The sequence below is a fragment of the Kingella sp. SNUBH-2017 genome (genome assembly GCF_028680565.1).
Classification (GTDB): Bacteria; Pseudomonadota; Gammaproteobacteria; order Burkholderiales; family Neisseriaceae; genus Kingella_D; species Kingella_D pumchi.
The window spans coordinates 1-17,734 of sequence record NZ_JAPHVK010000017.1; the positions used below are offsets into that span (position 1 = coordinate 1).

General features: G+C 58.1%; 16 protein-coding genes and 1 pseudogene. 7 read left to right on the forward strand and 10 right to left on the reverse strand.

The genetic code is table 11. The features are described from left to right. Positions 1 to 88, reverse strand: a pseudogene (locus tag OP500_RS10860) (IS1595 family transposase); the annotation flags it as partial. A gap of 39 nt (positions 89 to 127) precedes the next feature. Next, entirely contained in the window at positions 128 to 616 is a 489-nt protein-coding gene (locus tag OP500_RS10865) for a TlpA disulfide reductase family protein (protein WP_274070958.1), read from the reverse strand. Positions 617 to 880: 264 nt separating this feature from the next. Here OP500_RS10865 and miaB point away from each other — a divergent pair, with 264 nt between their 5' ends. After that, entirely contained in the window at positions 881 to 2,203 is a 1,323-nt protein-coding gene (gene miaB / locus OP500_RS10870) for a tRNA (N6-isopentenyl adenosine(37)-C2)-methylthiotransferase MiaB (protein ID WP_274070959.1), read from the forward strand. Between the two features lie 223 nt (positions 2,204 to 2,426). Here miaB and OP500_RS10875 read toward each other — a convergent pair whose 3' ends face one another. The 3 genes from OP500_RS10875 to OP500_RS10885 all read right to left on the reverse strand — a co-directional run bounded on the left by OP500_RS10875 (position 2,427) and on the right by OP500_RS10885 (position 7,297). Beyond that, positions 2,427 to 4,949 carry a GIY-YIG nuclease family protein gene (locus OP500_RS10875; protein WP_238747554.1) on the reverse strand — a complete coding sequence of 841 codons (2,523 nt, stop codon included), beginning with the start codon at positions 4,947 to 4,949 and terminating at the stop codon, positions 2,427 to 2,429. A gap of 91 nt (positions 4,950 to 5,040) precedes the next feature. Continuing rightward, positions 5,041 to 6,618 carry an Eco57I restriction-modification methylase domain-containing protein gene (locus OP500_RS10880; protein WP_238747552.1) on the reverse strand — a complete coding sequence of 526 codons (1,578 nt, stop codon included), beginning with the start codon at positions 6,616 to 6,618 and terminating at the stop codon, positions 5,041 to 5,043. Further along, a complete protein-coding gene (locus tag OP500_RS10885; protein ID WP_238747550.1) occupies positions 6,605 to 7,297 on the reverse strand; it encodes an SAM-dependent methyltransferase in 693 nt (230 codons plus the stop codon). The genes OP500_RS10880 and OP500_RS10885 overlap by 14 nt, the downstream gene beginning before the upstream one ends. Before the next feature lie 361 nt (positions 7,298 to 7,658). On the opposite strand from OP500_RS10885, the gene surE reads away from it, so the two are divergent. The 4 genes from surE (at position 7,659) to earP (ending at position 11,947) form a co-directional block, all read left to right on the forward strand. Then, entirely contained in the window at positions 7,659 to 8,417 is a 759-nt protein-coding gene (gene surE / locus OP500_RS10890; protein WP_238747548.1) for a 5'/3'-nucleotidase SurE, read from the forward strand. A gap of 132 nt (positions 8,418 to 8,549) precedes the next feature. Then, positions 8,550 to 9,695, forward strand: a complete 1,146-nt coding sequence (locus tag OP500_RS10895; RefSeq protein WP_274070960.1) for a LysM peptidoglycan-binding domain-containing protein — start codon at positions 8,550 to 8,552, stop codon at positions 9,693 to 9,695. Positions 9,696 to 9,851: 156 nt separating this feature from the next. After that, positions 9,852 to 10,766 carry a hypothetical protein gene (locus tag OP500_RS10900; protein WP_274070961.1) on the forward strand — a complete coding sequence of 305 codons (915 nt, stop codon included), beginning with the start codon at positions 9,852 to 9,854 and terminating at the stop codon, positions 10,764 to 10,766. 2 nt (positions 10,767 to 10,768) lie between these two features. Then, positions 10,769 to 11,947: an elongation factor P maturation arginine rhamnosyltransferase EarP gene (gene earP / locus OP500_RS10905; RefSeq protein WP_274070962.1), complete on the forward strand. Its 1,179-nt coding sequence runs from the start codon at positions 10,769 to 10,771 to the stop codon at positions 11,945 to 11,947. Between the two features lie 174 nt (positions 11,948 to 12,121). Here earP and OP500_RS10910 read toward each other — a convergent pair whose 3' ends face one another. From OP500_RS10910 to OP500_RS10925, 4 genes are all read right to left on the reverse strand, one after another. Next, positions 12,122 to 12,994, reverse strand: coding sequence for a pirin family protein (locus OP500_RS10910; RefSeq protein WP_274070963.1), 873 nt, complete (start codon positions 12,992 to 12,994; stop codon positions 12,122 to 12,124). Positions 12,995 to 13,030: 36 nt separating this feature from the next. Further along, positions 13,031 to 13,264, reverse strand: coding sequence for a DUF896 domain-containing protein (locus OP500_RS10915; protein WP_274070964.1), 234 nt, complete (start codon positions 13,262 to 13,264; stop codon positions 13,031 to 13,033). 232 nt (positions 13,265 to 13,496) lie between these two features. After that, positions 13,497 to 14,171 carry a methionine ABC transporter permease gene (locus OP500_RS10920; protein WP_274070965.1) on the reverse strand — a complete coding sequence of 225 codons (675 nt, stop codon included), beginning with the start codon at positions 14,169 to 14,171 and terminating at the stop codon, positions 13,497 to 13,499. Further along, on the reverse strand, positions 14,168 to 14,908 hold the full coding sequence (locus OP500_RS10925) for a methionine ABC transporter ATP-binding protein (protein WP_274070966.1): 741 nt from the start codon (positions 14,906 to 14,908) through the stop codon (positions 14,168 to 14,170). The genes OP500_RS10920 and OP500_RS10925 overlap by 4 nt, the downstream gene beginning before the upstream one ends. A gap of 281 nt (positions 14,909 to 15,189) precedes the next feature. Here OP500_RS10925 and OP500_RS10930 point away from each other — a divergent pair, with 281 nt between their 5' ends. Further along, complete coding sequence (locus OP500_RS10930; RefSeq protein WP_274070967.1) at positions 15,190 to 16,635, forward strand: subtype B tannase; 1,446 nt, start codon at positions 15,190 to 15,192, stop codon at positions 16,633 to 16,635. Positions 16,636 to 17,103: 468 nt separating this feature from the next. Continuing rightward, entirely contained in the window at positions 17,104 to 17,523 is a 420-nt protein-coding gene (locus tag OP500_RS10935; RefSeq protein ID WP_274070968.1) for a pyruvate kinase, read from the forward strand. 25 nt (positions 17,524 to 17,548) lie between these two features. On the opposite strand, the gene OP500_RS10940 is transcribed toward OP500_RS10935, so the two are convergent. Continuing rightward, positions 17,549 to 17,734: hypothetical protein (locus OP500_RS10940; RefSeq protein ID WP_274070969.1), on the reverse strand; the 186-nt coding region annotated here is incomplete at its 5' end.

Here is a 17,734-nt window from a genome sequence, read left to right on the forward strand (position 1 = left end):
CGGCTGAACGGGCGGTAACTTCGAGTACAAAAAACTGAAGCAGTTTCTTTTGAATACTCTTTTTTAGTTTACAATGGGTTATCTTCATTTTTGCAGTCTAACATGACTGCTTATCTAGTACAGCCCCTTATTTTTTGCTGCAGCGGCCGCGCAACTCGGCAACCGCCTGATCGAGTTTGGCGCCGTTCACTTCGCCCAACAGCGCCTGCTGCTGGCCGCATTTGGGCATCCGCACCACGGTATAGGGCAGGCCGCCGACCTGGTTGCCGTAGGCTTTCATCATCGCGCGGCTGTTGTTGCCGTTATAAATCCACACCGGATAGGAAACCGGCATGGTTTTCAGAAAGGCGGCGACGTTGTCCGCGCTGTCCACGGCGATGCCGACCATTGCCACCGATGCTTTTTTGGTGTGCTGGGCGCGGTACCACTTACTCATCTGCGGCATTTCCTTGCGGCAGGGCTTGCACCAGGTTGCCCAGAAATTCAGCACTTGAACTTCGGCGGTAAGTTTTTCCGGCGACTGCGCCGTGTTTTTGCCGTGCAGCACAAATTCGTCGGCGGCCGTTGCCGGGGCAGCCAGCAGCGCGGCCAGCAGCGCGGGATACAGTTTTTTCATCGCACCCTCCTTCGGGCTGGAATTCGGACGGCGGCATTATATAGCGAATGCCGCCGGCCATGTTTTCAGGCTGCCCCAAATCGCGCGCGCGGCGCAGCAAGGGATTGTGCCAGTTGATTTTAATTCTCTTGCCCTTGTACGTATAATCCGCCGCCTTGTCCGCAACAGGTTTTCAGGCTGCCTATCCGAAACATAACAACAGGCAGCCTGAAAACATTTTCCAACATCAGCCCCGCAATTACGGGCAACCTGAGAGCTCAAATCATGAAAAAAGTCTTTATCCGCACCTTCGGCTGCCAAATGAACGAATACGACAGCGAAAAAATGCTCGCCGTATTGGAAGAAGAACACGGCGGCATCGAGCAGGTGGCCGAACCCGACAATGCCGACATCATCCTGTTCAACACCTGCTCCGTGCGCGAAAAAGCGCAGGAAAAAGTCTTTTCCGACCTCGGCCGCATCAAGCCCATCAAAGAGAAAAACCCCAATGTGATTATCGGCGTGGCCGGCTGCGTGGCATCGCAGGAAGGCGAAAACATCGTCAAACGCGCGCCCTACGTCGATGTCGTCTTCGGCCCGCAAACCCTGCACCGCCTGCCCAAAATGATTGTGGACAAAGAAACTACAGGGCTGTCGCAAGTAGATATTTCCTTCCCCGAAATCGAAAAATTCGACCACCTGCCGCCCGCCCGCGTCGACGGCAGTAGCGCGTTCATCTCCATTATGGAAGGCTGCTCCAAATACTGCTCCTTCTGCGTCGTGCCCTACACGCGCGGCGAAGAGTTTTCGCGCCCGCTGAACGACGTGCTCACCGAAATCGCCGGCTTGGCGCAACAAGGCGTAAAAGAAATCAACCTGTTGGGGCAAAACGTCAACGCCTATCGCGGCGAAATGGACGACGGCGGCACCTGCGATTTCGCCACCCTGCTGCGCATCGTCCACGAAATCCCCGGCATCGAACGCCTGCGCTTCACCACCAGCCACCCGCGCGAATTCACCGACGCCATCATCGAATGCTACCGCGACCTGCCCAAGCTGGTTTCGCATCTGCACCTACCCATCCAAAGCGGCTCCGACCGCGTGCTCTCCGCGATGAAACGCGGCTACACCGCGCTGGAATACAAATCCATCATCCGCAAACTGCGCGCGATTCGCCCCGATTTGTGTTTGAGCAGCGACTTTATCGTCGGCTTCCCCGGCGAAACCGAGCGCGAATTTGAGCAGACCTTAAAGCTGGTCAAAGACATCGCCTTCGATTTGAGCTTCGTGTTCATCTACAGCCCGCGCCCCGGCACCCCCGCCGCCAACCTGCCCGACGATACGCCGCATGAAGAAAAAGTGCGCCGCCTGGAAGCGCTGAACGAAGTGATCGAAGCCGAAACCGCCCGCATCAACCAAACCATGCTCGGCACCGTGCAACGCTGCCTGGTGGAAGGCATCTCCAAAAAAGACCCCGACCAGCTGCAAGCGCGCACCGCCAACAACCGCGTGGTGAACTTCACCGGCGATGCCGCGCTGATCAACCAAATGGTCGATCTCAAAATCACCGAAGCCTTCACCTTCAGCCTGCGCGGCGAACTGGTGTGATGGTGTGATAAAAACAGCCGAAGGCAGCCTGAAAGCCCTTTCAGGCTGCCTTCGGCAAACCGGAACCCGCCATGCAGGAAACCTTCGCCCGTATCTGCGAGCGGCTCTCAGCACTTAGCTGCGACAAAACGGATTTTGCCGAAACTGAACAGTGCAGTTTCTCTGTAAACATAAAGTAAACTTCCATAAATAACCGCCATACAGCCGTTACTGGCAAGAACTCTTAATAATGCCGCCTATGCTCCCCTATCGTCAGACTGGTATTGAACCCACCAACCCGTTCACCGTCGTATCGGTTAATCCCCGAATAGTCTAGGCTACTGTCTTCATACCGCTTGAACTTGAACACCGCATCGTTCATCAGCGCGCCGTTGAAAATATTCAGCCGCTCCAGCAAATGGAAATCCCGCACATACAGCCCTGTTACCTTGCGGAACAGTTCGGGTTCAAGCTGGGTGATTACATCCTGCAAGGTATGTTCGCGCTTGTCGCTCAGATACATAAACACAGGTACGCGCGTGGCAAAAGCAATCAGTTTTTCCTGAATTTCTTTGCGTTTGCTTTTATATTCTTTTTCCGCGTCGCTCAGCTCTTTTTTCTCTTTTGCGGTCAACTCGCGCCCCTCTTCGGCCGCCTGTTTTTTGGCGTTTTTTACCGCTTCGGATTGATTGATGATGGTTTCCAAATCCTGATTGAGCGAGCGGAATTTTTCAATGCGGCTTAAGGCTTCCATCGCCTCTTTGCTGTTAAGCAGCCGTTGCAGGGTAACGTTGTCCACATTTACGAGCAACGCACTTTCCCAGCGTTTGGCAAGCAGCGTTGCCGTCGTGCCGCTTAGCGCATAATCCAGCACGCCTTCCGCGTCGATTTCGCGCATCGCGCTGCCGTCGTAAGAAAAAATCGGCAGTACGCTGATGAAGTCTTTCACTTTCTGCTCGGGGCTGGTATTCGGGTCGTTATCCAGTTTACAGGCGTATTCCTGCACCTGCTTCAAGGCGCGGTTGGGGGCGAAATCGAAAATGTAGCATTCGTGTTTGACGATTTCTTCGCGCCGCGCGGCATCGGCGGCGGGGTTTTTCAACACCCACGGCGTTTGCACGCGGAAGGCCGTCTGAAAATAAGTTTCGGGGCTGGAAAGATTACGCAGCATCAATACGCCAGACCACGGCGCAACCGACACGCCCGTGGTCAGCTTGCCGCACGATAGCGTGATGGTTTTGGTATCCAGCCCGCCTTTCATGGCAGCCTGAACGGGCTTTAAGGCTTCCGCGCCGATGCCCGCGCCGATGCCCGCGCAAACGATGATTTCGTAATCGTGGTAGAAGCGGTTTTGCTTTTGCGCGATTAAATTCCGCATCGCAAAGCAGGCGGCAATGTTGGGCAGAAACCAAAACGTATGCTGCAATACGCCCAACAGGCGCACATCGGAAAACGGCATCGGTGGCTTTTCCTTGCCCAGCTTCAAATCGTCAACCATGGTGTCGCGGTAGCTGCCGCGTATCAAATCCAGCCATTTCTGCACATATTCTTCGTTTTTAAAACGTGCATCTTCGCCGCTGCCCTCGGTAGCGAAAAACGCGTTCAAATCAAACTCGTCAAACTCGCCCTGCTCCGCAACGTGGCGGATGCTTTCCGGCAGCGTGTAGGTAAACATCTTCATGCCCGGCAACGCGGCATACGGATTTGCGCCGTTTTCAGATGGCCATGAGCGTTTGGCTTTTTGTTCGTCGGGATAGGTCCAGTTAAAAATCTGCTCTTCGATAAACTCGCCCGACGAAATCGCGCGAAACGGCGTGCCGGAAAGATAGAGATAGTGCGACGTGGTAATCGGCAGCAGCTTTTCGTCGAAATAATCGGGATTGTCCGCCTCCATATCCGCCAGCTCGGCTTCGATGGTTTTAATCGCCGCCTGCTCTTCCTTGTCGAACAAATCTTTGGATTTTTCGCGCCACGCGCCGTAGTGGTATTCGTCGAAAATCACGCAATCCCAATTAACCGTATGCACCTGCTCGTTTTTCGCCTTGATGCCGCCACTTTTGTCCTTGCCGAGCAAATCCTGAAACGAACCGAAAAACACCAGCGGGCGGGTTTTGTCCGCCGCATCAAACGACAAATCTTCTTCGTAATTCGACACAAACTGCCAACCCGCAAAATCCGTATGCGACAGCAAATCCTCGCGCCAGGCCGACAACACGGCGGGCTTGAAGGTCAGCACCAGCACCCGCTTCCAGCCCATCTCTTTTGCCAACTGATACGCGGCAAAGGTCTTACCGAAGCGCATTTTCGCGTTCCATAAAAAATGCGGCGTGATGCCCTCTTCGCGCTGAAACTCGCGGAAATACGCCGCCGTTTTCTCCACCGCCGCCTGCTGTTCGGGACGCATCGGGAAATCGTGCGTGCGCGAAAGGCCGTCTGAAAGCGGTTTGCTCTGCTTTTCCGCGATAAAGGCAGCCTGAACATCTTTCAGGCTGCATCGGAACCACTCGCCGTTTTCGCGAACAAAACCCTGCGCTGCCAATCGTTTGTGGATGGCATGGTCGTCAAAAAATGTGCCGTTGTCGCGCATCGCCGTTTCGTTGAACACAATTTCGTAAGACTGCTGCGGCAGCTTCACGGGATATTGCTCCGCCACACGCTGCGCCGCATCGCGCTCGGTGTAGCCGATTTTCAGGCAGCCTGAAAAGCGCGTGTCGGTATAAGCATAAACGGTAGGGATATTTTTCGGTTGAATGTTCAAATCGGCCATAAGCTTGCTCCGTAATGATTTTTTGAAACGGTGCTGATGAAAAGTGTTTCAGACGGCCTTTCAGGCTTGTTGAAAAGGCCGTCTGAACGGCTTAATCCATCGGGCGCACCATTTTTTCGATAAAGGCAATTTCGTCTGCGGTTAAACCGTATTTGGCGTACAGGTCTGCGTCTGTCCACGGGCGAGAGAAGTCTTGGATGGGGACGAATTGGTAAACTTTTTGTGATGCGTGTTGTGTCGGTTTATTTAATAAAACTAAGAAACGGAAAAATCTGGTTTTAATATAAGAAATAACGTTTTGGCATTCGGACAAACTTGTTGATGGTGCAATAACTAAATAAGTTTCCGAGCAGGCAGCACCTTTTTCAGCAATAAAAGGCGTATTCAAAATCTGATGAGGGAAAGATTCACCTGCGCCATAAGCCATCGTAATCAGTACCTTATATTTATCTAACCATTCAGATCCTTGTGCGATATCATCCTGTTCAATATAACCAACCCCATTATTCCGATATAGTTTGATTGAGTTAGGAAACGGATTATTTTTCCCTTTTACAAAAGTTCTTAATCCAAAAGGTTTTTGCGAACTAACCAATTCGCTAAATTTCTTTTCTTTTTTGGCGGTTACTTTCCTCAAAATACTGATTGCATTGTTGTAACGCACCAGCGTATTCATGCCGTCTTCACGGAGCGGGCGCACACTTTCCGATGTACATACACCGCCTTCGTAGTTCCGTATCAGGCAATCGCCCCTATCATCTCTATCCCAAAGAAAATAATTGACACCGCCTTTAATCTCAATTCCGGGGAAACAATCCGCTGCATTCGGGAAATCGTGAATCTGGCGCAAGCGTGTGTCGCCCAGCATTTCATCACGAAAATCGTCCAAGCCTTTGCCGCCTGCAAACCAGCGGCTCGGAGTAATCATCACCAGATAATGCGGCTGTAATTTTTGGGCTTGTCGGATAAATTTATGGTAAATCGGCGATGCGCTGCCTCCGTTGTTTTTACGTTTTTTCTTTCCAATTTCTTCATTTGTCTCATCATCGGTTTCGTCATTTTTCTTGTCGCCAATCTGATACGGCGGGTTGCCGATAATCACGTCAAATTTCATATTGTTCCAAATCTTTTCGGGGTGTTCGGTGTGGATAAATTCGTAGGCGTGGTTTTCCGCTTCGCCGCCTTTGTCATATTGTTTTTTGCTTGCGCCGCAGTAGCGGCATTTTTGGTTTTCGGCGTTCCACGCGCCTGCCCATTCGTGTTGCGATTGCCAGTTGAAGCGGATATTGCCGTCGGCGTTGTCAAACACGGTGGCAATGGAAAGCTCGCTGTCAGCGGTTTTGCAGCAGTAAAGCGTGCGTCGGGAAATGAGCGCGGTCAGCTCGGTAATGGCGATGCCGTAAAGCTGTTTGCCTAAGATATGGTCGATGCGCTTTTGCAAATCGGGCTGCCAGTCGGCCAAGCCGTCTATCAGGCGGGTGGCGATTTCGCGCAGGAATACGCCGGATTTGGTGCAGGGGTCTAAAAATCTAGCTTCGGGGTTGCGCCACAGGCTTGCGGGCAACAAATCAAGCATCTGGCGGGCGATTTGCGGCGGGGTGAAGACTTCGTCGTTGCTCAAATTGGCAAGGCAAGACAGTACGTCGGGATTGTGGTCAAACGGTTTCATTGCCTATCTCCAAGTAGTGTGTTCGAGGGAATGTTTTTAATGGTTTTACGATGCGGGGAATCTGCCCGTTGTCGGCGGTTTGCCGTTCTGCAAACAAGTTGGCATCCGAGTGTTCGCCCCCTTTGGTCTGCACGGTGTCTTGAAATTCATAGGCCTTGGGCATCACAAAAATCGGAATCATGCCGCCCGGCTTAGGGCTGAACTGCCATTGGATAAAGACAATCGGCAGGCCGTCTGAATCGCGATAATTGAGCGCATCGCCGCAAACAATGTTTTTCGCCAAAACGCGGCGCACGGCATCAAGCAGGCGCGGATAGTCTTCGGCAGCCTGAAACGGGGGGAGATAGTGTTGTGCGAAGGTTGCCAACAGCCGCTCGCGGCATTCGGCGGCGTTGTCGCTCAAAAGCTCGATGCCGTACAGCCCGCACACGGCTTGCACCGTGGCGGGCTGGTATTGGATTAGGCTGGTTTTGTATTTTTGGTTGAGATACGCCATGCGGCGGCGCAGAATCTCCACGAGGAAATTGCCCGAACCGCAGGCGGGTTCGAGAAACGTGGCATCGATGCGCGTGATTTGGTCTTGCACCAAATCAAGCATGGCATTGACTTCGCGGGGGTTGGTAAAGACTTCGCCGTGTTTGGCGACGCGCGCTTTGGATTTGACCTGTTTATCCGACATGGAAGGTCTCCATGCGGCAGGCGGCTAAGGCGCGGGAATGGGGAGAGATGCGCGGGAGTGAGAGGCGGCGGAAACCGCAGACGAAATTCAGCCTAGGCTGGCTGGCTGGCTGGCTGGCTGGCTGGCTGGCTGGCTGGCTGGCTGGCTGGCTGGCTGGCTGGCTGATTATACTGACGAACGGTGAACATACTAAGTCAAAAACGAAATAATTTGCCGATATTTTGCCGTGTTTTGTTAACGCAAGGCAAGAAGAACAATCGATAACTTTTCATTAGTTAAAGTCTCGTTTTCAGGCTGCCTTTATCATCCCCCTCGCTTTCGCTACAATCTGCCCCTTTCCCTTTCAGGCAGCCTGAAAAACATGAATATCCTGATTTCCAACGACGACGGCTATCTGGCGCCCGGCATTGCGCTGCTGGCGCGGGTGGCGGGCGAGTTTGCCAATGTGCGCGTGGTTGCGCCCGAGCAGAACCGCAGCGCCGCCAGCAATTCGCTCACGCTCGACCGGCCGCTGCACATCCGCGCCGCCGACAACGGCTTTTATTTTGTCAACGGCACGCCCACCGACTGCATCCATCTGGCGCTGCACGCGCTGCCCGATTTCACGCCCGATTTGGTGATTTCCGGCGTCAACCACGGCGCCAATATGGGCGACGACACGCTTTATTCCGGCACCGTTGCCGCCGCCACCGAAGCCTTTCTGATGAATATTCCGGCGGTGGCCTTTTCGCTGGTGTCCGCCGATTTCGCCCGCTACGGCGAAACCGCCGAAAAGGCGCTGTGGCCGCTTTTGGAGCGGCTGACCGCCGAACCGCCGCGCGCGCCGGTGTTGTGGAACGTTAATATTCCCGCCGTCGCCGCCGGCGATCTGCAGGGGCACAAAATCACCCGCCTCGGCCGCCGCCACCACCAGCAAAGCGTGATGCCCGCCACCAGCCCGCGCGGCGAGCAGCTTTATTGGATCGGCCCGGCCGGCGCGGTGGCCGACAGCGACGAAGGCACCGACTTTGCCGCCTGCGAAGCCGGTTTCGTCAGCATCACGCCGCTGCAGGTCGATTTGAGCGCCTACGCGCAAATGCAGGATTTGCAGCGTTTCTGGCACGGCAGCGATTTTTCCTGAACCGCGCCGGCCGCGCGTTTTTTCAGGCTGCCTGCACCCCGCCGCCGCTTGAAGCGCCCGGCCTCAAACGGTATGATGCCGCCCTGCACTTTCCGGCCTTTCCGAACAACGACAGACCAAGAGACCGACACCATGAAAACAGCCCGCGCGTTCCGCCTGATGCTGCCGGCCGCCGCCGCAGCGCTTCTGGCCGCCTGTACCAACACCCAACCGCCCGCCCCGGTTACCGACGGCACCATGAGCGGCGGCAGCACCGCCACCGTCGGCAGCAACGACGGCTCGGTTTACACGCCGCCGGGCGGCGACACCGTGCAAAACAACACGCAAAACCCCTACGAGACCACGCCCTACACCCCCAGCGGTAGCGGCAGCACCGGCCAGAGCGATAACGGCAGCGTTTACACCCCGCCCGCCCGCACCGGCGGCACGTTTGTGCCCAACTACGCGCCGGTGGACGTAAACGCCAGCACCCACCGCGTGGTCGCCGGCGACACCATCTACAATATCTCCAAACGCTACGGCATCAGCCAAAACAATCTGCGCGAGTGGAACAACCTTGCCGGCGACAACATCAATGTCGGCCAGGTGCTGCGGGTGAAACCGCACGGCGCAGCCGGCAGCTACAGCGGCGGCAGTTCCGCCGGCGGCAGCGTCTCCGGCAACGGCACCCACCGCGTGGCCGCCGGCGACACCGTTTACAACATCTCCAAACGCTACGGCATCAGCCAGAACGATTTGCGCGAGTGGAACAACCTTGCCGGCGACAACATCCAAATCGGCCAGGTGCTGCGCGTGGGCAGCGGCGGCGGCAGTTCCGCCAGCGTGCGCCCGCAGCCGCAACCACAACCGCAGCCTGAAAGCCACGCCAGCGTAACGCCCTCGGCCAACACCGGCAAATACGGCGGCATCACCTGGCAGTCGCCGGTACCGGGCGGCCGCGTGATTAAAGCGTTCAGCACCGAAGCGCGCGGCATCGAAGTGGGCAGCAGCCGTGGCCAAAGCGTGCTGGCCGCCGCCGACGGCACGGTGATTTACGGCACCAAAGGCCCGCGCGACTTCGAGCAGCTGGTTATCATCCAGCACTCCCCGCAATATCTTTCCGCCTACGGTTACAACGAAAAACTGCTGGTAAAAGAAGGCCAGCGGGTCAAACGCGGCCAGAAAATCGCGGTAACCGGCAGCAAAGGCAAGCTGCATCTTGAAATACGGGAAAAAAGCAAAGTCAATAACAATGACAAAGCCGTTCCCATCGATCCCACGCGTTTCATCCCCTTCTAAGCCCGAACGGGCCGACGGCAGCCGCGCAGGCTGCGCCGCCGGCCCGTTTTGCTTCCAATGGCAGGCCGCGCGCCTGCCGTTGGCACAAAGCGCTTTCAGGCTGCCTGAACACAGGCAGCCTGAAAGCATCCCAAGCGCATTATTACGAGGCCAGCCATGATTATCGTTATGCAGGCCGGCGCCGACGAAGCATCGGTGCAGGCCGTGGTTTCCGCCATCCGCAGCCGCGGGCTGAGCGAGCATTTGTCGCGCGGCAGCGAGCGGGTGATTATCGGCGCGGTGGGCGACGAGCGCGTGTTCGACCCCGCCTGGTTTGAAGGCATGGCGCAGGTGGAAAAAGCCATCCGCATCGTTCACGACTGGCGGCTGGTCAGCCGCGAAGTGCGCTCGCAAGGCACCGTGGTCAGCGCCAACGGCGTGCGCTTTGGCGAGGGCAGCCTGAAAATTCTGGCCGATGCCGGCAGCCTGAAAACCAGCGGCAGCGAAACGGCATGGCCGGCCGATGCTGATGCGCTGCTGTTCGACCCCTTCCGGCTCAATCCCAACCCCTACGCCCCCGATGCCGCGCACGACAGCAAAGCCGCCGAACGCGCCCTAGCCCGCGCCACCGCCGCCTGCCGCGCCGCCGGCAAAGCCGCCGTGGTGCGCATCCGCGCCGCCGCGCAAATCGAAGCGGCGCTCTCGGCCGATGCCGACATGCTGTATCTGGGCGGCGAAATGCTGGCCGACCGCCATCTGCAGCAGCTGGCCGGCAGCCTGAATCTGCCGCTGGTGCTGTGCAAAGGCCGCGGCGACAGCGTGCGCGACTGGCTGATGGCCGCCGAACGCACTTTTTTGCGCGGCAACCCGCATCTGATTTTGGGCGAGGCCGGCACGCTGGCCCTGGGCGGCGGGCTGCGGCTGGACATTGAAGCCATCGCCGAAGCCAAAGCGCTCAGCCACCTGCCGGTGCTGGCCGACCTGCGCCACCTAAGCCGCCCCTATCTCGGCGCCAATTTACTGCAGCAGCTGGCGCAAACCGCCGGCGCCAACGCCGTTATCCGGCCGGCCGGCGCCGTACAGGCAGCCTGAAAATGGCGGCACCGGTCTGCTGGCTGTTTTGCACCGTTATCGACAATTTCGGCGACATCGGCGTGTCGTGGCGGCTGGCGCAGGAATTGCACCGGCGCAGCGGCGGCAAAGTGTGGCTGTGGCTCGATAATGAAGCCGCGCTGCGCGCCATCATCCCCGACGTCCCCGCCCTGCCCTGCCGCCACCGCGGCATCGTGCTGCGCCGCTGGCAGGAAGGCAAAACCGCCGATCTGGCCGGCGCGCCCACACCGGACATCCTAATCGAAACCTTTGCCTGCGCCCTGCCCGCAAGCGTGCGCGACACCATCCGCCGCGTGCGGCCGCTGTGGCTGAACTGGGAATACTTAAGCGCCGAAAACTGGGCGCTGCAAAGCCACGCCATGCCGTCGCTGCAGGCCGACGGCAGCCGCAAATACTTCTGGCAGATGGGCTTTAGCCCCGAGAGCGGCGGCCTGCTGCGCGAAGCCGGCTACGAACAGGCGCGGCAGGCGTTTGCCGCCGATACCGCCGCCCAAAGCCGCTTGCGCCGCCGCTTGGGGTTGCCGGACAAAGACAGCCGCCGCCGCGAATGTTTCGCCTTCGGCTACCGCAGCGCAATCTGGGCGCAATGGTTCGACAGCTGGCGCAGCCTGCAACAGCCCATAAGCCTGTGGCTGGCCGGCAGCCAAATCGCCGACAGCCTGCGTGAAGCCGGCCGCATCCCCGCCGATGCCCTGCTTGATGCCGGCTTGCGCCACCTTTCAGGCTGCCTTGAATTGATCCGCATCCCCTTTGTGCCGCAGCACGAGTTCGACCAAGTCCTGTGGCTGGCCGATATGCTGCTGGTGCGCGGCGAAGACAGCTTTGTCCGCGCCCAATACGCCGCCAAGCCGTTTTTCTGGCACATCTACCCGCAGGACGAAAACGCCCATCTCGACAAACTCGCCGCCTTCTGGCGCCTGCCCGCCGCACTGATGCCCGATAGCGGCTTTCAGGCTGCCTTCACTGCGCTGTCGCAGGAACTCAACGGCGGCGGCGCCCTAAACGATAACACCCGCACCGAATACTGGCGATACCTGCTGCAAAACTTCCCCGCCTGGCAGCGCAGCGCCGAGCGCTGGCAGCAACAGCTGCTCGCCCAAAGCGACAGCATCACGCGGCTGCTGCAATGGCATCGGCAGCTGCAAGCACCGCCGCGCTAAACGCCGCCGATACGGTTTTCAGGCTGCCAACAGATACAACGGTGCACACCCCGTGTAGCAACTGCCGGCGCGAACGAAGCAGCCTGAAAGCACAAAACCACCGCCTAAAAAACTTTCAGGCCGCCTGTTTTCACGCGCAGCCTGAAAGCTATTTGCGGCGGATTTTGCCGGGTGTCAGTCGATATTGCCGAAGCGGCCGCTGTTGAAATCCTGAATGGCTTGGTGGATTTCTTCGGCGGTGTTCATCACGAAGGGGCCGTAACCGACTACCGGCTCGTTGATCGGCTCGCCGGAGAGCAGCAGGATTTTGACTTCGTCGCTGCCGGCCTGCAGGCGCACTTCGCCTTCGCCGTCTTCAAAGACTGCCAATTCGCCGGCGGTGGCGGTTTCTTGGCCGTTTACCAGCACTTCGCCGCGCAGGATCACCAGCAACAGATTGTGGCTGGCGGGCACCCGCAGCACGGCTTCTTTGTTCGGGTGGATAACGACATCCCACACGTTCATGGCGGTAAAGGTTTCGGCGGCACCTTGGGTGCTGTCGTGCTCGCCGGCAATCAGGCGCAGGTGGCCGGCATCATCGGGCAACTCGACTACGGGGATGTTTTCCTTGGCCAGATGCTGGTAGCGCGGCGGGGTGTTTTTGTCTTTGGCCGGCAAGTTAACCCACAGCTGCACCATCTCGAACAGGCCGCCGCGTTTGCTGAAGTCTTCGGAGTGGAATTCTTCGTGGATTACGCCGGCGCCGGCGGTCATCCATTGCACGTCGCCTTCTTTGATCACGCCGCCGCCGCCGGTGGAGTCGCGGTGCGCCACTTCGCCGTGGTAGGCGATGGTTACGGTTTCAAAGCCTTTGTGCGGGTGCTGGCCGACGCCGCGCGGGCCTCGGGTTTCGTTGGGGGCGAACTCGTAGGGTGCGGCATAATCGAGCATCAGAAAGGGATCGGTGCCGCGGTTTTCGCCCATGTGGGAAAACAGGGGTTGGACGCGGAAGCCGTCGCCCACCCAGTGTTGGCTTTGGGCGCGGTAGATTTGGCGGATGTTGCGCATAGTGGATTCCTTTGGGTTTTGGGGATGGGGATCGGTTTAATGGGTCTGCATGCCGGCGGCTTGGGCATCGCGCAGTTTCATCGGGGTAACGTCGCGGCCTTCGGGGTCGATAACGGTAACGGTGGAGAGAATGTTGTTCATCTGGCCGCGCACCTGCCGCAGATAGGCTTGGCGCAGCGCGTTGCGTTCGGCAATTTCGGCTTCGCTCAAGGCGGTGGTTTTGGCTTTGCGTGCCAGCTCGTTGATACGATCCAATTCGTTAATGCGCATGGTGTGCTCCTGATGGGTTTGATGATGGCGAAGCCGGCAGTTTGGAAAACAATCGCTGCTCTTCGCGTGTTCCCGTCATATGGGCGCCGCAGGCGCTTACAAGGGGAAGCATTGACAGGATAAAATTATATTTTGCTGACAATAGCGCAAAGCTATAATTCGCCACCCACCCAAAACAACAGGCAGCCTGAAAACCTTTTCAGGCTGCCTGTTGGCGCAAAAACAAGATGCCCTAACGCTTGTCCAAATGTTTGGATAAGCGGTTGCCCATGCTTTGCACCAGGATAACGATCACGCTGAGCAGGGAAACGACGGCGGCCATCACGTCTTTCATATAGCGCTGGTGGCCGTAGCGGATGCCGAGATCGCCGATGCCGCCGCCGCCGATCAGGCCGGCGGCCGCGCTTTCGCCGAGTATGGCGATAATCAGGATGGTTACGCTCAAAATCAGGCCGGCGCGCGCTTCGTTTACCAGCACTTTCAGAATAATGGTACCCGGCTTGGCCCCCATTGCCTGCGCGGCTTCAATCACGCCTTTGGGCACTTCGTTCAGGTTTTGTTCGACCAGGCGGGCGAAGTAAAAGCTGGCGGCGATGCTCAAAGACACCGAAGCGGCCAGCGGCCCGAAAGACGTGCCGACAATGGCGCGGGTAAGCGGCATCAGCACAATCATCAGAATCACAAACGGAAAGGCGCGCATATAGCTGACCAGCCAGTTCAGCACGCCGTTAAGCCCCGGGCGGGCAAACACCTGGCCGCGGGCGCTGGCAAACAGCAAAATGCCGAGTGCGCCGCCGGCCACCACGGCAAAAGTGGCGGAAACGCCGACCATCACCAGCGTTTCGCCCAGCGCTTTGTAAAATTCGGGCAGCAGGCGCTGCAGGTTGTCGAAAGTGCCGGAATTCATAGTTCCTCCGAGATCAGTTCGCGGCCGATGTCGGTGCGGGCGAGAATCTGGCGCTCGCGCACTTCGACCACTTCGAGCAGGCGGCTGTGGTGCAGCAGCGCGGTGCGGCGGCACAGGCGGCGGATGACGCTCATTTCGTGGGTTACGATCACAATGGTTACGTTAAAGCGGCGGTTGATGTCTTCCAAACACTCCAGCACGCTGCGGGTGGTGGCCGGATCGAGCGCGGAAGTCGGCTCGTCGGCCAAAATCACTTTGGGGCTGGGCGCCAGCGCGCGGGCAATGCCGACGCGCTGCTTCTGGCCGCCGGAGAGCTGGGCGGGATAATGCTGCGCGCGCTCGGCCAGACCGACAATCTCCAAACACTCTTTCACCCGCGCAGCGATTTTTTCAGGCTGCCAGCCGGCGATTTCCAGCGGAAAGGCCACATTGCCCGCCACCGTGCGGTTGGCCAGCAGGTTAAACTGCTGGAACACCATGCCGATGTTTTGCCGCGCTTTTCTCAATTCGGCGGCGCTCATCGCGGTCAAATCCCGGCCGTCCACCAGCACGCGGCCGGAATCGGGGCGCTCCAGCAGGTTGATCAGGCGCAGCAGGGTGGATTTGCCGGCGCCGGAATAGCCCATCAGGCCGAAGATTTCGCCCTCTTCGATGGCCAGGTCGGTAGGCTCGACGGCGGTAAACCACTGCTTGTCGCGGGTTTGGTAGCGTTTGGAAACCTGTTCCAAAGTAATCATGGGTCTCTTCCAACAATAAAAACAAAGCCCGATGTGCGGCACAGCGGGCTTGGAAACTCTGCAAACGCTTTAGCTGGTTTAACGCCCGCAAGCTGTGTCAAATCGGCGTGTAACTCGGCGGCGAAAATACTGCAAAGCGCTTGTTAAGTCAAGTTAAGAAAGCGTTTTCAACCATGGCAAAAGCAGCCTGAAAACCCTTTCAGGCTGCTTTTGCCGTTTGACAGCCCCGCGCAAGATGCCTACCCTGCCGCTTCTTTCACACCCGCAAACGGAACCTTCCCATGTCCGCCAAACCCCTGATGCTCGCCGCCGCCCTAGCCGCCGCAGGCGCAAACGCCGCCGATTTGGATTTTTCCAAACAGCCGCACACCGCGCAAACCATGCAGGTAAACGGCCAAACCGTGCAATACCGCGCCTTTGAAAACATCCCCTATGTGAACAACCCCGTCGAAGCCAACTACCAAACCATCAACATCTACATCCCCGAAGCCTATTTCCACGGCGGCAGCATCAATGGCTACACCGCCGACACCGCGCCGATATTCCTGCCCAACAAAATCGGCGGCTATATGCCCGCCAAAGCCGGCGTGCCCGGCCAGAAAGGGCGCGGCGGCGAAGATAAAGGCGCAGACGCCATGCAGGTCGCCCTGTCGCGCGGCCTCGTTGTTGCCAGCCCCGGCGCACGCGGCCGCACCTCGCCCACCGGCAAAGCACCCGCCGCCATCGTCGATTTGAAAGCCGCCGTGCGCTATCTCAAAGCCAACGACAAAGCCATGGCCGGCGACGCGCGCAAAATCATCTCCAACGGCACCAGCGCCGGCGGCGCCTTGTCGGTATTGCTCGGCGCGTCCGCCAATCAGCGCGACTACGCAGGCCGTCTGAAAAAACTCGGTGCCGCTGAAGCCAACGACAGCATCTTTGCCGTGTCCGCCTACTGCCCGATTTCCATCCTCGAGCATGCCGACGCCGCCTACGAATGGCAGTTTCACGGCGTGAACGACTACCAGAAAATGAACATCACCATGCTCGATTACAATGTCGAGCGCAAATTGGTTAAAGGCACACTCACCGCAGCCGAAAAACAGCTTTCAGGCAGCCTGAAACCGCAGTTCGCCCCTTATTTGAACAGCCTGAAACTCAAAAACACGCAGGGCAAGCCGCTCACGCTGGACAAAAACGGCAACGGCAGTTTCAAAGACCACATCGCCGCGCTGCTCGCCCAGTCCGCCCAAACCGCGCTGGACGCAGGCAAAGACTTGTCCGCGCGCAACTGGCTCACCGTGTCCGGCGGCAAAGTTACCGCCGTCGATTTTGACCAATACGCCGCCGCAGCCGGCCGCCAGAAAACCCCGCCCGCCTTTGACGGCGTGGATTTGTCCACCGGTGAAAACCAACTTTTCGGCAGCGCCGACCAAGACAAACGCCACTTCACCGCCTTTGCCGCGCAAAACAGCACCGCGCCAAACGCCGGCCGCGCCGACGCGCAAACCGTGAAAATGATGAGCCCCATGCCCTACATCGCCCAAACCCCCACGCAGTACTGGCGCATCCGCGTCGGCACGAACGACCGCGACACCTCGCTCGCCGTCAGCGCCATTCTCGCCGCCAAGCTGCAAAACAGCGGCAAATCCGTCGATTACGCCCTGCCGTGGGACGTGCCGCACAGCGGCGATTACGATTTGAACGAGCTGTTTGACTGGATAGACAGTATTGCCAAGGAGAAATAAAGGCCGTCTGAAAGATTGTCTGCCGCCAAAAAAGCAGCCTGAAAACCGGCAATGGCTTTTCAGGCTGCCTTGCGAATAGTCTCAGAGCTAGGTTGGATTGTAAAACCCAACAAGGCAGCCTGAAAACCCGTAGGCTTCGACGGAATAAAAAAACCAAAGCAGCCTGAATTTCGTTTTCGTCCAAATCCGATGCATACCTAACCCCCTCCCCTGCGCCCCAAGCGCGGGGGAGGGTCGGGGTGGGGGTGGCAGTTCGCAGAACTGCGTTGTGCCGCCTGCACATAAAGTTACCGTAACGGCACCAGCCCCACCCTAACCCTCCCCCGCAAGCGGGAGAGGGAATGCAGCAGCCCGACAAGTTTCAGACAACCTCAAAGGCAGCCTGAAAGCCGCAAACTCCGACGCAATGAAAACCGCAAAGCAGCCTGAAACCCTTTTTTCAGGCTGCCCCAAGCCAAAGGCAAAACCATGAACTACTGGCATATGCAAATCCACCCCGGCGGACAAGCCGCCGAGTTTGCGCCGCATCTGGCGGACATCCTGACACGCGGCATGATCGGTCTGGGCGAATGGCCGCAGGGCGCGGCGGCAATCCGCGCGTTTTGCGAAACCATGCAGGCGGGCGATATTGTTGCCATCAAACGTGGCGGGGAGTTGGTGGCGCTGGTCGAAGTGGCCGGCGATGCCTACGCCGTCGCCCCTGCCGACGATCCCGATCCGCACAGCCGCTGGATGGCGCACCGCCGCCCCGTGCGCGTGCTTGATTGGGCAGACGGCAGCGCGCGCATCCCGCACAACCGCGGCACGCTGGTGCGCTGCGCCGATATGCAAACCGCCACGAGCCAAATCATCCGCGACTGGCATTTTCGTGCCGTAAAAGCAGCCTGAAACAGGTTTTCAGACTGCTTTTCGGTTAAATTCGGGCACCACGTTTTAAACAATGCAAAAACTGCGCGAGAAAGCGTAATCCCCCTTGACCCACAGCCCCACTTTTGCCATGATGCCGCCGTCCGCCGCAAGGCGGTTTTTCCCCGCATACCACTTTGGAGTGAACACTATGAAAACCAAACAGATTTACACCGCAGCAGCCTTCGCCCTG

Bases quoted from the DNA above. Each gene is read 5' to 3' on its own strand.
- OP500_RS10865 (WP_274070958.1), bottom strand. From the start codon at position 616: ATGAAAAAACTGTATCCCGCGCTGCTGGCCGCGCTGCTGGCTGCCCCG.
- miaB (WP_274070959.1), top strand. From the start codon at position 881: ATGAAAAAAGTCTTTATCCGCACCTTCGGCTGCCAAATGAACGAATAC.
- OP500_RS10875 (WP_238747554.1), bottom strand. From the start codon at position 4,949: ATGGCCGATTTGAACATTCAACCGAAAAATATCCCTACCGTTTATGCT.
- OP500_RS10880 (WP_238747552.1), bottom strand. From the start codon at position 6,618: ATGAAACCGTTTGACCACAATCCCGACGTACTGTCTTGCCTTGCCAAT.
- OP500_RS10885 (WP_238747550.1), bottom strand. From the start codon at position 7,297: ATGTCGGATAAACAGGTCAAATCCAAAGCGCGCGTCGCCAAACACGGC.
- surE (WP_238747548.1), top strand. From the start codon at position 7,659: ATGAATATCCTGATTTCCAACGACGACGGCTATCTGGCGCCCGGCATT.
- OP500_RS10895 (WP_274070960.1), top strand. From the start codon at position 8,550: ATGAAAACAGCCCGCGCGTTCCGCCTGATGCTGCCGGCCGCCGCCGCA.
- OP500_RS10900 (WP_274070961.1), top strand. From the start codon at position 9,852: ATGATTATCGTTATGCAGGCCGGCGCCGACGAAGCATCGGTGCAGGCC.
- earP (WP_274070962.1), top strand. From the start codon at position 10,769: ATGGCGGCACCGGTCTGCTGGCTGTTTTGCACCGTTATCGACAATTTC.
- OP500_RS10910 (WP_274070963.1), bottom strand. From the start codon at position 12,994: ATGCGCAACATCCGCCAAATCTACCGCGCCCAAAGCCAACACTGGGTG.
- OP500_RS10915 (WP_274070964.1), bottom strand. From the start codon at position 13,264: ATGCGCATTAACGAATTGGATCGTATCAACGAGCTGGCACGCAAAGCC.
- OP500_RS10920 (WP_274070965.1), bottom strand. From the start codon at position 14,171: ATGAATTCCGGCACTTTCGACAACCTGCAGCGCCTGCTGCCCGAATTT.
- OP500_RS10925 (WP_274070966.1), bottom strand. From the start codon at position 14,908: ATGATTACTTTGGAACAGGTTTCCAAACGCTACCAAACCCGCGACAAG.
- OP500_RS10930 (WP_274070967.1), top strand. From the start codon at position 15,190: ATGTCCGCCAAACCCCTGATGCTCGCCGCCGCCCTAGCCGCCGCAGGC.
- OP500_RS10935 (WP_274070968.1), top strand. From the start codon at position 17,104: ATGAACTACTGGCATATGCAAATCCACCCCGGCGGACAAGCCGCCGAG.